At 72.5% G+C, this 14,779-nt stretch carries 18 protein-coding genes; 12 read left to right on the plus strand and 6 right to left on the minus strand.

Annotated features, from left to right (window positions below):
* Window positions 1-1,223 (plus strand): MFS transporter (locus tag IE312_RS35260; protein WP_229900824.1); only part of this gene is annotated, 1,223 nt, incomplete at its 5' end.
* 13 nt (window positions 1,224-1,236) lie between these two features.
* Here the strand turns inward: IE312_RS35260 and IE312_RS35265 are convergent.
* The 4 genes from IE312_RS35265 to IE312_RS35280 form a co-directional block, all read right to left on the minus strand.
* Window positions 1,237-1,713: a MarR family winged helix-turn-helix transcriptional regulator gene (locus tag IE312_RS35265; RefSeq protein ID WP_189986356.1), complete on the minus strand. Its 477-nt coding sequence runs from the start codon at window positions 1,711-1,713 to the stop codon at window positions 1,237-1,239.
* A gap of 92 nt (window positions 1,714-1,805) precedes the next feature.
* Window positions 1,806-2,615 carry an AIM24 family protein gene (locus IE312_RS35270; RefSeq protein ID WP_189986357.1) on the minus strand — a complete coding sequence of 270 codons (810 nt, stop codon included), beginning with the start codon at window positions 2,613-2,615 and terminating at the stop codon, window positions 1,806-1,808.
* A complete protein-coding gene (locus IE312_RS35275) occupies window positions 2,612-3,262 on the minus strand; it encodes an AIM24 family protein (RefSeq protein ID WP_189986359.1) in 651 nt (216 codons plus the stop codon). Before IE312_RS35275 ends, IE312_RS35270 begins: the two co-directional genes overlap by 4 nt.
* A gap of 1 nt (window position 3,263) precedes the next feature.
* Window positions 3,264-3,896 (minus strand): AIM24 family protein, encoded by a 633-nt coding sequence (locus IE312_RS35280; protein ID WP_189986412.1) that lies wholly within the window; start codon window positions 3,894-3,896, stop codon window positions 3,264-3,266.
* 154 nt (window positions 3,897-4,050) lie between these two features.
* Here IE312_RS35280 and IE312_RS35285 point away from each other — a divergent pair, with 154 nt between their 5' ends.
* The 5 genes from IE312_RS35285 (at window position 4,051) to IE312_RS35305 (ending at window position 6,890) form a co-directional block, all read left to right on the plus strand.
* The gene (locus IE312_RS35285) at window positions 4,051-4,395 is read left to right on the plus strand and encodes a DUF3817 domain-containing protein (RefSeq protein ID WP_189986361.1); all 345 of its coding nucleotides are present in this window, start codon (window positions 4,051-4,053) and stop codon (window positions 4,393-4,395) included.
* Window positions 4,392-4,685: an MTH1187 family thiamine-binding protein gene (locus IE312_RS35290; protein ID WP_189986363.1), complete on the plus strand. Its 294-nt coding sequence runs from the start codon at window positions 4,392-4,394 to the stop codon at window positions 4,683-4,685. Before IE312_RS35285 ends, IE312_RS35290 begins: the two co-directional genes overlap by 4 nt.
* 146 nt (window positions 4,686-4,831) lie before the next feature.
* Window positions 4,832-5,569, plus strand: a complete 738-nt coding sequence (locus tag IE312_RS35295; protein WP_189986414.1) for a hypothetical protein — start codon at window positions 4,832-4,834, stop codon at window positions 5,567-5,569.
* Complete coding sequence (locus IE312_RS35300; RefSeq protein WP_189986365.1) at window positions 5,566-6,246, plus strand: DUF4166 domain-containing protein; 681 nt, start codon at window positions 5,566-5,568, stop codon at window positions 6,244-6,246. Before IE312_RS35295 ends, IE312_RS35300 begins: the two co-directional genes overlap by 4 nt.
* Window positions 6,243-6,890 carry a TetR/AcrR family transcriptional regulator gene (locus tag IE312_RS35305; RefSeq protein ID WP_189986367.1) on the plus strand — a complete coding sequence of 216 codons (648 nt, stop codon included), beginning with the start codon at window positions 6,243-6,245 and terminating at the stop codon, window positions 6,888-6,890. The genes IE312_RS35300 and IE312_RS35305 overlap by 4 nt, the downstream gene beginning before the upstream one ends.
* A gap of 75 nt (window positions 6,891-6,965) precedes the next feature.
* On the opposite strand, the gene IE312_RS35310 is transcribed toward IE312_RS35305, so the two are convergent.
* Window positions 6,966-7,946 (minus strand): ArsR/SmtB family transcription factor, encoded by a 981-nt coding sequence (locus IE312_RS35310; protein WP_189986369.1) that lies wholly within the window; start codon window positions 7,944-7,946, stop codon window positions 6,966-6,968.
* A 90-nt stretch (window positions 7,947-8,036) separates the two neighbouring features.
* On the opposite strand from IE312_RS35310, the gene IE312_RS35315 reads away from it, so the two are divergent.
* The 4 genes from IE312_RS35315 (at window position 8,037) to icmA (ending at window position 11,970) form a co-directional block, all read left to right on the plus strand.
* A complete protein-coding gene (locus IE312_RS35315) occupies window positions 8,037-9,269 on the plus strand; it encodes an MFS transporter (protein ID WP_189986371.1) in 1,233 nt (410 codons plus the stop codon).
* A 33-nt stretch (window positions 9,270-9,302) separates the two neighbouring features.
* On the plus strand, window positions 9,303-9,812 hold the full coding sequence (locus tag IE312_RS35320) for a MarR family winged helix-turn-helix transcriptional regulator (RefSeq protein ID WP_189986373.1): 510 nt from the start codon (window positions 9,303-9,305) through the stop codon (window positions 9,810-9,812).
* Between the two features lie 43 nt (window positions 9,813-9,855).
* Window positions 9,856-10,194, plus strand: a complete 339-nt coding sequence (locus IE312_RS35325) for a DUF3817 domain-containing protein (protein WP_189986375.1) — start codon at window positions 9,856-9,858, stop codon at window positions 10,192-10,194.
* Window positions 10,195-10,269: 75 nt separating this feature from the next.
* Complete coding sequence (icmA, locus tag IE312_RS35330) at window positions 10,270-11,970, plus strand: coenzyme B12-dependent isobutyryl-CoA mutase large subunit (RefSeq protein ID WP_189986377.1); 1,701 nt, start codon at window positions 10,270-10,272, stop codon at window positions 11,968-11,970.
* On the opposite strand, the gene IE312_RS35335 is transcribed toward icmA, so the two are convergent.
* Window positions 11,967-12,596, minus strand: coding sequence for a TetR/AcrR family transcriptional regulator (locus IE312_RS35335; RefSeq protein ID WP_189986379.1), 630 nt, complete (start codon window positions 12,594-12,596; stop codon window positions 11,967-11,969). The genes icmA and IE312_RS35335 overlap by 4 nt on opposite strands.
* A 208-nt stretch (window positions 12,597-12,804) precedes the next feature.
* Here IE312_RS35335 and IE312_RS35340 point away from each other — a divergent pair, with 208 nt between their 5' ends.
* Window positions 12,805-13,776 (plus strand): tetratricopeptide repeat protein, encoded by a 972-nt coding sequence (locus IE312_RS35340; RefSeq protein ID WP_189986381.1) that lies wholly within the window; start codon window positions 12,805-12,807, stop codon window positions 13,774-13,776.
* Window positions 13,777-14,398: 622 nt separating this feature from the next.
* Window positions 14,399-14,779, plus strand: a 381-nt coding sequence (locus IE312_RS43290) for a DUF6230 family protein (protein WP_229900825.1), incomplete at its 3' end; no start/stop codon positions are given.

Genomic DNA, 14,779 nt, shown 5'->3' on the forward strand with positions numbered 1-14,779 from the left:
TGCGCGTCCCGTACGCGCGCCGCGCCTTCACCGCCGCCCTGGCCGCCCGCCTGTCCTACGGGACGGTCGCCCCGGCGCTCCTGCTGTCCGTCTCCCGCGCCACCGGCTCCTGGCCGGTCTCCGGCACCGTGCTGTCCCTGTTCGGCGCCACGACGGTCTTCCTGATGCCGCTACGGGCCTCGCTGATCGATAGGCACGGCCCGCGCCGGGCCCTGCTGCCCATGTCGGCGCTGTACGGCGCCCTGCTCAGCGTCCTCGCGGCCCTCACCTGGCGTCCCGGGGCCCCGGCGGCCCTCGTCGCCGTGTCCGCCGCCCTGGCGGGCGCCTGCGCGCCGCCGCTGGGCCCGGCCATGCGGGCCCTGTGGTCCGAACTGGTCGCGGACCCGGGCCTGCTGCAGCGCGCCTACAGCCTCGACGGCGTCGCCGAGGAACTGCTCTACGTGTCCGGCCCGGCCCTGGTCGGCGTGCTCGCGGGCGTCGCCCCGCCGGCCGCCGGGATCCTGCTGAGCGCGGTCCTGAACGTGGCGGGCACCTGGGCCTTCGTCGCCACCTCCCCGGCCGTGCCGGGCCCGCGCCCGGTGTCCGGGGGGCGCCGACGGCCCGCCGGGGTGCGGGGCCTGCCGGCCCCGGTGGCGGTGGCAGTGGCGGTCGCGCTGGGCGTCGGGCTGTCGCTCAGCTGCGCGGAACTGCTGGTCATGGCCTTCGCCACGGAACGCTCCCAGGACCCCGCCCTGGCGCCCTGGGTGCTGGGCGCGCTCTCGGCGGGCAGCGCGCTGGGCGGTCTGGCCAACGGGGCGGTGCGGTGGCGTACGGCCGCCCGGGTCCGGCTGTGCCGGTTCGCGGCGGCCCTCGGGGCGGTCCTCGCCCTGGCGGGCCTGGCCCCGGACCTGTGGACCCTCACCGCCGTGATGGCGCTCGCCGGCGCGTTCATCGCCCCCGCGCTCACGACGGCCTACCTGCTGGCCGACGAGACGGCGGCGCCGGGGTCCCGGGCGCGGGCCGGGGCGTGGGTGAACACGGGGGTGAACGCGGGAGGCTCGGCCGGGTCGCTGGCGGCGGGCCTGCTGATCGGCCGGTTCCCGTTGAGCCTGTGCTTCACCCTGGCGGGTGCGGCCGCCCTGGTCACGGCGGCTGCGGGCGTCGTGCGGCCGCGGGCGGCGGGCGGCCTGCCGCGCAGTTCCCCGCGACCCGGGGAGACCGTGGGCGAGCCGCCCGCACCCTGAGCCCGGGCGGGGCTCAGGGGCGTCCCCGCTGCCCTCTCAGGTGCTCGGCGATCGGCTTGAGCGCCTTGTCCAGCTCCGTCAGCGCGTCCGGTGACAGCAGGTCGATGAAATGCCGCCGCACCGATGCCACATGGTGCGGCGCGACCCTTTTCATCGTCTCCATGCCGTGCTCGGTGAGCACGGCGTACAGCCCCCGCCGGTCCGACTCGCAGTTCTCCCGGCGCACCAGATTCGCGTTCTCCATCCGCGTGATCTGGTGCGAGAGCCGGCTCTTGGACTGCATGGTCGCGGAGGCCAGGTCGCTCATCCGCATCCGCACGTCGTCCGACTCGGACAGGTTCACGAGGATCTCGTAGTCGTTCATCGTCAGGCCGAACGGCTGCAGATCCTTTTCGAGCTGGTACGTCAACAGCCTGTTGACCTCCAGGTGGGTGCGCCAGGCGCACTGCTCCGCATCGGTCAGCCAGCGCGTGGCCGTCTCGGTCTCCATGAATGAAGTCTACCTAAGAAGTTGAATGACGAACTACTTCGGGTGGTGTGACAGTGCGCACGCGTTCGACGTCACACTCAGCAGACTACCGCTCACAGTCCGAAGCGACGCTGGAGGTCCCCCAGCTGTCCGGGAAGACGCGGTGCGCCCGACGATTGCGGACCGTGTCCGCCCGGCGCCGTTGAGCCACCTCCGGGGACCCCCGGTTCGCTCGGAACCGCGCCCGTGGCCGCCTCGGCCATCAGGGTCTCCGTCGACTGCAGCAGGACCGTCCCGGCGCCCACGAACTCGAACTGGTGCTCCTCCCCGGAAACCCCGCCGAACCCCGTCACCGCCCGCAGTCCGCCCAGTACACCCGCCATGTAGCTGTGGTCGTAGTGGTGACACGGGGAGGGGCAGTCGGCCCATCCGACGAGGGCCTGGGGATCGACCCGGATCGGAGGTTCCATAAACACCACCGGCCCGTTGGATGCGGCCACGAACTTCCCGGTTCCGATGAGGGTCAGAAAACCCGGCACGATCGATTGCTTGAGCGCGAGACTTGGCTGAAAAGCGAGCAGATTGCCCGCGCGAATGGTCAAGTTCCCGTCGTCCAGGTCGTAGGAGTTGACGTCGAAGGCCCGGTCGGCCAGCAGCATCTTGCCGGAGCCCTGCGCCACGACCCAGTCGCTCGCGTGCAGTGGCGAATGGAACGACGTACGGACAAGTCGGTCGAGTCGCCCGTGCCCGATGCCGTTGAACTCGATCGCCCCGTAGTAGGCGATCATCTTCCCCTTCTGCAGGAACCACTGGCCGCCCTTGAGCTCGACGCAGAAGGTGTACCGGTTCACGTTGTCGTCGGCGGGCAGGGTCAGCGGGTCGTACACGGCCGGTCCGGCGCCCGGGGTTGCGTAGGTGCTCACAGCTTCTCCTCCGACGCCTGGACGTAGACCGTGCCGTGGCCGCTCAGCTCCAGCTGGAAGGCCTCGCCGGAGCCGCGGCCGACCATGTCGCGCCAGCCGAGGGCGGTGGACAGCCGGTTGCGGACCTCGCCGCGGTGGGCGACGTAGGCCTGGGGATCGACGTGGACCGGGCGCTGCGGGGTGATCGGCAGCTCGAAGACGCCGCCGTGTGCCATCACGGCCGCCGAGCCCTGGCCCTGGAGGGTCGTCGTGAACAGGCCCTGGCCGGTGACCTGGCCCCGGACCATGCCCATGACGCCGCCCTGCGAGCCCAGGAACTCCGTGCCCTGGCGCAGCGTGCCCTCGAAGGCGAGCAGCCGGTCGGCCTCGACGTGGAGCGTGTCGCCGGAGAGGGTGATCACATGGACGTGGTGGCCGCCGTGCCCGAAGAAGACCGTGCCGCTGCCCTCCACGGTCATCAGCGGGGTCGCCTCGCCGGCCACCCGGCGCCCGATCATGGACATCAGTCCGCCCTGGCCGCCCTGGACGTTGGGCGTGAAGGACACGTCCCCTTTGTAGGCGAGCATCGCCCCGCGCTGGCTGAACAGCCGCCGTCCCGGCGTCACGGTCGCCTCGACCATCTTGGAGTTGATCTCTCGGAAGGTCATCTCACAGGTCCCCCGCGATCGTGTTCCGCTCGCTCGGCTGCACGTACACCAGGCCGTCGCCCTCGAAGCGGATCTGGAACGCCTCGCCGCCGCCCTCCCCGAGCAGCGTGCGGAACGTCACACCGGACTGGAAGGACTGCCGGACGTCGCCCTGGTGGGCGACGTAGGCGCCCGGGTCGACGATCAGCGGGTACTGCGGGCTGACCCGCAGGACGACCGCCGGGCCGTCGGAGACGATCGCCGCCTGGCCGTGACCCTCGACGGTCGTGGTGAACAGGCCGTTCCCCTGCGCGGCCCCGCGCAGCCCGGTGAAGGTCGTGCCCGTCCGCAGCCCCGCGTCCGTCGCCAGCAGGTTGCCCGCCTCGACCCAGAGCTTGTCGCCCCGGAGGCCCACCAGGTTGATCTCTGCGGCCCGGTCCGCGAACCAGCAGGTCCCGTGCCCTCTCACCTCCATCACCGTCATCTGCTCGCCGGTGAGCCGCCGGGTCACCATCCCGCGCAGCCCCTCGCCGCCGCCGCTGAGCTTCTTGAAGGCCATCTGCCCGTCGTACGCGACCATCGAGCCGTTCTTCGCCTTGACGGCGTCCCCGGTCATGTCGACGGCGAGCACCTTGCTGCCTTGGAGTCGGAACATCGCCACGCTGCGAAAGTAGCGGCCGGGCGGGTGGACGGAACAGGGCCCATGGGTGGAGACCCACCCTGAGCGGACCCCTACGGGCACGGTTTGCCACAATGGGGAGACGCTTGTGCGTGCGTTCACAAACGATTACTCCCACCGAAGGTGACCCGTGGACATCAAGACCGCCACCTCCCTCCGCCGTCTCCGCCTGGTCTCGGCCCCGGAGGCCGTGTCCTTCCTGATCCTGTTGCTCTGCTCGGTGCTGAAGCGGACCACGGACTTTAATGCGGTCCCCGTGATGGGCGCGATCCACGGCGTCCTGTTCGTCCTGTACGTGATCTTCTGGGCGGACGCGTGGAACCGCGCCAAGTGGCCGCTGGGGACGGCGGCCCTCTACTTCGTCCTCTCGGTGCTGCCCACCGGCGGCTTCTTCGCCGAGCGCCGGCTGCGCCGCGAGGCCGAGGACGCCGTCATCGCCGCCCGGGCCCGCCAGGAAGGGGTCGTGAACGCATGATCGTCGCCTTCTCCGTGACGCCCCTCGGCGTCGGCGAGGACGTGGGGGAGTACGTCGCCGACGCCGTCCGCGTGGTCCGCGAGTCCGGCCTGCCGAACCGCACCGACGCCATGTTCACCTCGATCGAGGGCGAGTGGGACGAGGTCATGGACGTCGTCCGGCGGGCCGTCGCCGCCGTGGAGGCGCGCGCCCCGCGCGTGTCGCTCGTCCTCAAGGCGGACATCCGGCCCGGTGTGACCGACGGGCTCACCTCCAAGGTGGAGACCGTCGAACGGCACCTCGCGCGGTAGCCGGCCCGCCCCGGCAGCCGGAACCCCGGTCCTGTGGGCCGGGGTTTTTTCCGTCCCCAGGGTTTGAGCGATCGCTCAAAGAGCCGGTATCTTGCCTCCCAGAGGATTTGAGCAGTCGCTCAAACCATGCTCACGTGGGGGAACACATGGGTCTCTACATAGAGACGCACATCCGCGCCGACCTGGACGAGGTGTGGGCCCGCACCCAGGACCCGGGCCGGCACCAGCGCTGGGACCTGCGCTTCACCGAGATCCGCCACCTCCCGCGCGCGGACGGCGAACCGCAGCGCTTCCGCTACGCCACCCGGGTCCTGCCGTTCCTCACGGTCCGCGGAACCGGGGTCGCCGCCGGCGAGAAGGAGCGCCCCGACGGCACCCGCACCTCGGCCCTGCGGTTCGCCTCCCCGCACCCGCTCTCCCTCATCGCCGAGGGCAGCGGCTACTGGCGCTACGTCCCCGACGCCCACGGGGTCCGCTTCCTCACCGGCTACGACTACCGCCCCCGCTGGGGAGCCCCCGGTGCCCTCGCCGACCGCCTGCTGTTCCGCCCGCTCATGGGCTGGGCCACCGCCTGGTCCTTCGACCGGCTCCGGCTCTGGCTGGAGCGGGGCATCACCCCCGAGCGGGCCCTGGCCCACTGGCTGGCCGAACTGACGGCCCGCGCGCTGGTGCTCGCCCTGTGCCTGAGCGCGCTGGACCGGGGCCCGCTCCCCCTCGCCGACTCGATGGCCTTCCTGTGCCCGCTCCTGCTCGTGCTCGGCGTCTTCCTCGCCCTGTTCACGGCACCGCTCGCCACGACCCCGGCCGCCCGCCGCTGCCGGCGCGCCCCCGCCGGCCGGGCCCGCGCCCCCCGGCTGCTGAAGACCCTGGAGGAGCACGGATGACGTCGATCTTCGAGACCGCGATGGGCCCCGGCTTCCACCGCCTCCACCCGGCCCTGCGGCGCCGCTTCTCGGTGGGCCTGGCCGGCGGCGAGGCGTGCACGGGGCGGGGCGTGATGGACCGGATCTGGCACGGACCGGCGTTCGTGCGGCCCTTCCTCGCCCTCGGCGCCACCCGCAACATCCTGGTCCCGCGGGCCGGCCGGAACATCCCCTTCGTGATCGAGAACGTGCCGTACGCCGACACCTTCGGCCGTGAGACGGTGAGCTTCGTGCGCACCTTCGACCTCCCCGGCCGTGCCCGCCGCTTCGACGCGCAGATGGTGCTCGACCCCCGCGGCGACCGCGTCCTCGACTACCTCGGCACCCACCAGCACCTCGCCAGCGAGCTGCACTTCCACGCCGAGCCCGACGGCTCCCTGCTCATCCGCTCCGGGGAACACCGGTTCCGGGAGGGTCCGGTGGACGTCCGGGTCCCCGAACTCGTCGGCGCCACCGCCGAGGTGCGCGAGTCCTACGACGACGCGGCCGGCCGCTTCCGCATCCGCGTGCGGGTGGTGAACCGCTGGTTCGGGCCGCTCTTCGGCTACGAGGGCTCGTTCACCGCTTCGTACACCGACGTCCGCGGGCGGAGCGTGCGGGCCGGACTGCGGCCGGTGCGCGAGGAGGCGCGCGCGTGAGCCCGGAGACGGCGAAGTCGCAGGAGACGAAGGAGAAGCTGCTGGAGGGCGCCCTGCGCACGCTCACCGAACAGGGCATCGCCAAGACGTCGGCCCGTACGGTGGCGGCGGCGGCCGGCGTCAACCAGGCGCTCGTCTTCTACCACTTCGGATCGGTGGACGAACTGCTCGCCGCGGCCTGCCGGTACGGCGCGGAGAAGGCCGTGGGCCGGTACCGCGAGCGGCTCGCCGCGGTGGGCTCGCTGTCCGAGCTCCTCGCCGTCGGGCGCGAGATCCACGAGCGTGAGCGGGCCGGGGGCCATGTGGCGCTGCTCGGGCAGCTGCTGGCCGGGGCCCCCGCCCACCCGGCCCTCGGGCCGGCCACGGCCGCCGGTCTCCAGCTGTGGATCACCGAGATGGAGCAGGTGCTGCGGCGCGTGCTGGCGGCCACCCCGCTCGGGGAGTTCGCCGATCCGGTGGGCCTGGCGCGGGCCGTGGCGGCGGCGTTCGTCGGGATCGAGCTGTACGAGGGGGTCGACGAGGCGGGCGCCGGTGCGGCGCTGGACGCGCTCGAGCAGCTGGGGGCGCTGGTGGGCGCGGTGGAGTCCCTGGGGCCGGTGGCCCAGCGGGCCGTGCGCCACCAGCTGCGGCGGCGCAGGCCTTAGCGGGCCGGTCCCGGCGCAGGCCTTGGCGGGCCGGGGTCCCGGCGCAGGCCGGCCCCAGCGGGCCGGGGTCCCGGTTCAGCCTCCGGACGCCAGGGCCAGCCCCAGGGGGGTCCGCTCGTACAGCACCTGGTGGCCGTAGCGGCGGGCGGTCAGCAGGCCCGCGTCGCGCAGGGTCGTCAGGTGGGCCGACACCGAGGACGGGGCCAGGCCGAGCCGGTGGGCCAGGGCGCTCGTGGTGGCCGGTCCGGTCAGGGCGGTCAGGACCGTGGCGCGGTTGCGGCCGAGCAGGCGCACCAGGGTCTCGGGGGTGCGGGTGCCGGGGTCGGTCCACAGGCCGGCCAGGGCGCGGGCCGGGTAGACGAGGGTGGGCTGCCACGGCGGCTCGAAGCCCGTGACCACGTCGGGCCAGGAGAAGACGCTCGGCATCAGCACCAGGCCCTGGCCGTCGAGGTCGCGGGCGTGCTCGGTGTGCAGCGCGAGCGTCAGCGTGCGGCCGTTCCAGGACAGCCGGGGATCCAGTTCCGGCAGCAGCCGGCCCAGGCCGACCTCGGCCAGCCGCCGCGAGTGGAAGGCCACGTCCGCGTCCAGCAGGGCGCGCAGCCGGAGCCAGTCCGGTTCGACCAGCACCCGCCAGGCCTCCTCCAGGCGGTCCGCCAGCTCGCGCACCATCCGTGCCGGGTCGGCCAGCCAGGCCCGGGCGCGCGCGGACTCCGGCGCGCCCGGGGTGCAGGCCAGCGAGCGGGCGGTGTCCTCGCGGGCCGCTTCGGGGTCGGACGCCCGGACGGCCGCGATCTCCTCCTCGAAGGTGGCGGCCGGCCCGATCGGCGGCCGGCCCAGCCAGTCCGGCGAGTGCCCCCGCCGGGGCATCAGCAGCCACAGCGGGGCGAGGTCCAGTCCGGCCGCCGCCGCCCGGATCCGCCGCAGCCACGGCGCGTGGTAGCCCTGCCGGTCGGGCCGTTTCAGCGTCCGGACCGCCTCGTGCGTCTCCCAGAGCGGGGAGAGGGCGAACCGGCAGCGCAGGAAGTCGTCCTCGCCGAACCGCAGGAGTGAGGGCACGGCCACCTCCTGTCCGGGGCTCGGGGCGGAACATTCGGGCCGAGCCGAAACTCTACGTCCGTCCGCCCCGCGCCGGGCACGCTGCCCCGCATGTCCGCACCCTCCCAGGCGGCCCCGGCGCGTTCCGCCGGATACGGCCGCGTCCTCGCCGTGCCCGAGTTCCGGGCCGTCTTCGCCGCGCACGTGCTGTCCATGCTCGGGGTGATCGTCAGCGAGGTCGCCCTCACCGTCCTCGTCTACGACCGCACCCGCTCCCCCCTGCTCAGCGCGCTCACCTTCGCCGTGGGCTTCCTGCCGTACGCCGTGGGCGGCACCCTGCTCGCCCCGGTCGCCGACCGTTTCCCGGCCCGCCGGGTGCTCGTCACCTGTGACGTGGTGTGCGCGGGCTGCGTGGCCGTGATGGCGGCCCCCGGCACCGGGACCGGCGCCCTGCTCGCGCTGCGCTGCGGCCTCGCCGTCGTCTCCCCGGTGTTCGCGGGCACCCGCATGGCCACCCTCGCCGACGTCCTCGGCACCGGCGAGCTGTTCGTGCTCGGTCGCTCCCTGCTGCGGATCGTCGCCCAGAGCGCCCTGCTCGCCGGCTACGGCCTCGGCGGGCTGCTGCTCACCGCCGTCACCCCGCGGGCCGCCCTCGTGATCACCGTCGGCACCTTCCTGGCCTCGGCCGCCCTGCTCCGCCTCGGCACCCGGCGCCGGCCCGCCCGCACCCGCGACCGCGCGCAGCCCCCGCCCGGCCTCCGGCCGCTCCTCGCCGACCGGCGCGTACGGCTGCTGCTCCTGCTCTTCTGGCTGCCGCCCGCCTTCGCCGTCGTCCCCGAGGCCCTCGCTGCACCGTACGCCGACGACCTCGGCGCCGGCTCCGCCGGCCTGGGGCTGCTCATGTGCGCCCTGCCCGTCGGCACGGTGGCGGGTGAGCTGTTCGCCGGTGCCCGGCTGCGGCCCGCGGCCCGGGAACGCGTGGCGCTCCCCCTGCTGTGCCTGTCCCTGCTGCCGTACCTCGGCTACGCCCTGCGTCCCGGGCTGACCGTGTCCCTGTTGCTCCTGCTGCTGTCCGGGGCCGGGTCGGCGTACACGCTGGGCCTGGACCAGTGGTTCGTGCGGGCCGTGCCGGAGGAGTCGCGCGGGCGGGCCATGACGGTGCTGAGCGCCGGACTGATGACCGTGCAGGGCGTCGGCATGGCGCTGGCCGGGGTGGCCGCGCAGGCGGTGGGGGTGCGGGCGGCCGTGGCGGGCGCCGGGGCGCTCGGCACGCTGTGCTGCGGTGCGCTCGCCGTGGCCGCCCGCGGTGGGACGGCCGGTGACCGAAAGCCGAGACAGAGCTGACCGGCATATGACCGGCCGGTAGGGTCTGCAGACGTGCCGAAGCCTCTCAGCCTTCCGTTCGACCCCATCGCCCGCGCCGACGAGCTCTGGAAGCAGCGCTGGGGAAACGTGCCGTCCATGGCCGCGATCACCTCGATCATGCGGGCCCAGCAGATCCTGCTCGCCGAGGTGGACGCGGTGGTCAAGCCGTACGGGCTGACGTTCGCCCGTTACGAGGCACTGGTGCTGCTCACCTTCTCCAAGGCCGGTGAGCTGCCGATGTCCAAGATCGGTGAGCGGCTGATGGTGCACCCCACGTCCGTGACGAACACCGTGGACCGGCTGGTCAGGTCCGGGCTGGTCGCCAAGCGGCCCAACCCCAACGACGGCCGCGGCACCCTCGCCGTCGTCACCGACAAGGGCCGTGAGGTCGTCGACGCGGCCACCCGTGACCTGATGGCGATGGACTTCGGGCTCGGGGTGTACGACGCGGAGGAGTGCCGGGAGATCTTCGCGATGCTCCGTCCGCTGCGGATCGCGGCACACGACTTCGACGAGCAGTGACCCGGGGCAAGATCTCCCGGAACGGGTGGTTACGCTCGACCTCATGAAAAAAAGCGTGCTGACCCGCTACCGCGTCATGGCCTACACCACCGGCGTGCTGCTGGTGCTGCTCTGCCTGGGCATGATCGCGAAGTACGGGCTCGACGTCGACGGTGCCGCCGACTTCACCCGGGTCGTCGCCATCGCGCACGGCTGGCTGTACGTCGTCTACCTGATCTTCGCCTTCGACCTGGGCTCCAAGGCGAAGATGCCGGTCGTGCGCCAGCTGTGGGTGCTGCTCGCGGGCACGATCCCCACCGCCGCCTTCTTCGTGGAGCAGAAGATCAGCCGCGAGCTGGAGGGCCGGGTCGCCGACGGCTCCCCGGCCGTCGCCAAGGTCTAGCGGGTACCGCCGCACGGAAGCCGTGCGGCGGTCTGCCATCGACATTTACTAGGACGTCCTAGTAAATTCGAGGGTATGGACGCTCACGCCATCGAGGAAGGCCGCCGACGCTGGCAGGCCCGCTACGACGCCGCGCGCAAGCGCGACGCGGACTTCACCACGCTCTCCGGCGACCCCGTGGAGCCGGTGTACGGGCCGCGGCCGGGTGACACGTACGAGGGATTCGAGCGGATCGGCTGGCCCGGGGAGTACCCCTACACGCGCGGGCTCCATCCGACCGGTTACCGCGGACGGACCTGGACGATCCGCCAGTTCGCCGGCTTCGGCAACGCCGAGCAGACCAACGAGCGGTACAAGATGATCCTCGCCGCCGGCGGCGGGGGCCTGTCGGTCGCCTTCGACATGCCGACGCTCATGGGCCGCGACTCCGACGACCCGCGCTCGCTGGGCGAGGTCGGGCACTGCGGGGTCGCCATCGACTCGGCCGCCGACATGGAGGTGCTGTTCAAGGACATCCCGCTGGGGGACGTGACGACCTCCATGACCATCAGCGGTCCGGCCGTGCCGGTCTTCTGCATGTACCTGGTCGCCGCCGAACGGCAGGGTGTGGACCCGGCGGTGCTCAACGGCACCCTGCAGACGGACATCTTCAAGGAGTACATCGCCCAGAAGGAGTGGCTCTTCCAGCCGGAGCCCCATCTGCGGCTGATCGGCGACCTGATGGAGCACTGCGCGGCGGGCATCCCCGCGTACAAGCCGCTGTCCGTCTCCGGGTACCACATCCGGGAGGCGGGGGCCACGGCCGCGCAGGAGCTGGCGTACACGCTGGCGGACGGGTTCGGCTACGTCGAGCTGGGCCTCAGCCGCGGCCTCGACGTCGACGTCTTCGCCCCCGGGCTCTCCTTCTTCTTCGACGCGCACGTCGACTTCTTCGAGGAGATCGCCAAGTTCCGCGCGGCCCGCCGCATCTGGGCCCGGTGGATGCGGGACGTGTACGGGGCGAAGAGCGACAAGGCGCAGTGGCTGCGGTTCCACACGCAGACCGCGGGTGTCTCGCTGACCGCGCAGCAGCCGTACAACAACGTGGTGCGCACGGCCGTGGAGGCGCTGGCCGCCGTGCTCGGCGGGACCAACTCGCTGCACACCAACGCCCTGGACGAGACCCTCGCGCTGCCCAGCGAACAGGCCGCGGAGATCGCGCTGCGCACCCAGCAGGTGCTGATGGAGGAGACCGGGGTCGCCAACGTGGCGGATCCGCTGGGCGGTTCCTGGTACGTCGAGCAGCTGACGGACCGGATCGAGGCGGACGCGGAGAAGATCTTCGAGCAGATCAAGGAGCGTGGGCTGCGGGCTCACCCGGACGGGCGACACCCGATCGGGCCCATCACGTCCGGGATCCTGCGCGGTATCGAGGACGGCTGGTTCACCGGGGAGATCGCGGAGTCCGCGTTCCGGTACCAGCAGGCCCTGGAGAAGGGGGAGAAGCGGGTCGTCGGCGTGAACGTCCACACCGGCTCCGTCACCGGGGACCTGGAGATCCTGCGGGTCAGCCACGAGGTGGAGCGGGAGCAGGTGCGCGTGCTCGCCGAGCGCAAGGCGGCGCGGGACGAGGCGGCGGTCCGGGGGGCGCTGGACGGGATGCTGGCCGCGGCGCGGTCCGGGGCCAACATGATCGAGCCGATGCTGGACGCCGTGCGGGCCGAGGCGACCCTGGGCGAGATCTGCGGGGTGCTGCGGGACGAGTGGGGGGTGTACACCGAGCCGGCCGGTTTCTAGGCGCCCTCGGCGGACTGGGAGGCCAGGCCCAGCAGCAGCACGCGCGTGAAGCTGCGGACCCAGGCCTCGTCCGCCGGTTTGCCGCTGACCAGGGTGCGGTGGACCACCGCGCCCGCGACGACGTCGAAGATGAGGTCCACCGTGCGGGCGGCCTCGCCGGGGTCCGGCTCGGGCGGGAGTTCGCCCCGCCGCTGGGCCCGGGCGCGGCCCTCCAGGACCAGGCGCATCTGGCGGTCCACGATGGAGGCGCGGATGCGTTCGCGCAGGGCGTCGTCGCGGGTGGCCTCGGCGACCACCGCCATCAGGCCGCTCCTGGCCTCGGGCCGGGCCAGGATCGCGGCGAACTGGAGCACGACCCCCTCGATGTCGGCGGCGAGGCTGCCCCGGTCGGGCAGCTCCAGCTCGTCGAAGAGTTCCGCGACGGCGTCCACGACGAGTTCGTTCTTGCCGGCCCAGCGGCGGTACAGGGTCGTCTTCGCAACCCCGGCCCGCGTGGCGACGTCCCCCAGGGTGAGCTTGGACCAGCCCAGTTCCACCAGAGCCTCCCGGGTCGCGGCCAGGATCGCGGTGTCAGCGGCGGCGCTGCGCGGGCGTCCGGTACGGCTGGCGGGGGTGCGGCTCTGCATGCCACGACCATAACCGGCGGGATCTGTGCGGTCGTGAGGGAGATCACCGGCGCGCGGTGTCGCGCGGTGCCCTTCTGGCATTACGCTACGGGTCGTAGCGAAAGCTCGTGAGGGACGTACACGGGCGACGACCGAGGCGTGGGGTGGGGACCCGGCGCCGCACCTCGCTATTTTTCATTCAGGCGCGGGATCGGGGGAGGATAGACGCATGCAGCCACGGAACATGTCCATGAGCGGTGTCGTCGACCTCGCCGCGGTGAAGGCGGCCCAAGAGGCCAAGGCCAAGGCCGAGCAGGCGCGCGCCGAAGCGGCCCGGCAGGGCGGCACGGGAGCCGTCTCCCCGGCCGATCTCGTCATCGACGTCGATGAGGCGGGGTTCGAGCGGGACGTCCTGCAGCGCTCCGCCGAAGTCCCCGTCGTCATCGACTTCTGGGCCGAGTGGTGCGAGCCCTGCAAGCAGCTGAGCCCGGTCCTGGAGCGGCTGGCCGTCGAGTACGCCGGGCGCTTCCTGCTCGCCAAGATCGACGTCGACGCCAACCAGATGCTGATGCAGCAGTTCGGGATCCAGGGCATCCCGGCCGTCTTCGCCGTCGTGGCCGGACAGGCGCTGCCGCTCTTCCAGGGGGCCGCCGGCGAGCAGCAGATCAGGCAGACCCTGGACCAGCTGGTGCAGGTCGCCGAGCAGCGCTTCGGGCTCACGGGCCTGACCGTCGACCCGGAGGCCGAGCCGGGCGGTGCCGCGCCCGCCGTGGCGCCGGAGGGACCCTACGAGGCGGCCCTGAACGCCGCCGCGCAGGCGCTGGACGCGGGCGACCTGGGCGGGGCGGTCCAGGCGTACAAGAACGTGCTGGCCGACGACCCGGGTCACCCGGAGGCCAAGCTGGGCCTGGCGCAGGCCGAGTTGCTGCAGCGGGTGCAGGGCGCGGACCCGCAGAAGGTGCGCCAGGAGGCCGCCGGGAACCCGAAGGACATCCAGGCGCAGATCGCCGCCGCCGACCTCGATCTGGTGGGCGGTCACGTCGAGGACGCCTTCGGGCGGCTGATCGAGACCGTGCAGCGCACGGCGGGCGACGACCGGGACGCGGTACGGCGCCGGCTGCTGGAGCTGTTCGAGGTCGTGGGCCAGGAGGACCCGCGCGTGGTGGGTGCGCGCCGTGCGCTCGCGCGCGCCCTGTTCTGACCAGTCGCTAAACGTCCTGGCATGTGGTGCCGGGGTGAAAGGTTCGCCGACAGGGCGTCACGGTGTCCGCACTTTGCCAAATCTTGGCAATCGCGGTTCCTGTTACTGCGAGTAAATCGAGGCCGTTGGTCTGTCTGGATTCGTCCAGGGATCAACGGCTTTGCTCTGCCCGGAGATGCCACCGAGCGTCGCGCTCCGAGACCGGCCGGACGTCCTCCGGTTATCCGGCCGTTACTAGCCAGTAACGAACCCCCTTGTGTCCAGGCCGAGAATGCACCACGATCGGCGACGCTCGGTCCATTCCCGTACCCCGGCACCCGGTCGGGTCACGGGAGACTCTGGGTCCCCACCGAGCAGAGCCGGCGGCAGTGGCGCCGGCTCTAGGACAGGGGGGTCTTCGCCGGCCGGTGAAGCCTGTCCAGCAAGGTTGTGCGTGATGCGTGTCAGGCGCGACCAGTGGTTGTCGCTCGGGGGTGATCGCCGGTGATTCGGGCGCGGTTCGCGCCGCCGAGCGCGGGCGCTCTCCTTCCCGAGGACGTAGCACTTCTCCCATCCCTGCCCGACTGAGCCGCCGACCGGGGCGAGTCCGGGCCAGGAGATGTACGTCCGAGAAGGAGGAAATATGGAGTCCCAGGTGCGTGGCGGGACCAGATGGAAGCGGTTCGCTGTGGTCATGGTGCCCAGCGTGGCCGCCACGGCGTGTATAGGTGTCGCCCTCGCGCAGGGTGCTCTCGCCGCCTCGTTCAGCGTGTCCGGCCAGTCGTTCAAGGTGTCCGCCGACCAGCTCGTCGGCACCGGGTTCGAGCAGTACGGCGCCATCGACAGCGGCTACACGATGGACGGCAAGAAGACGGCGCACCCGGTGGCCGTCTCGGCGTTCAAGCACGCCGAGATCACCAACCTGTGCCAGTCCGTGGTCACGCCCGACGTGCCGATCTTCGGCAACGTCAGCCTGATCCTGCGGGCCGGCGGCGCGGGCCACGACAAGGTCCAGGCCGACAAC

The organism is Streptomyces capoamus (assembly GCF_014654935.1).
Lineage (GTDB): Bacteria > Actinomycetota > Actinomycetes > Streptomycetales > Streptomycetaceae > Streptomyces > Streptomyces capoamus.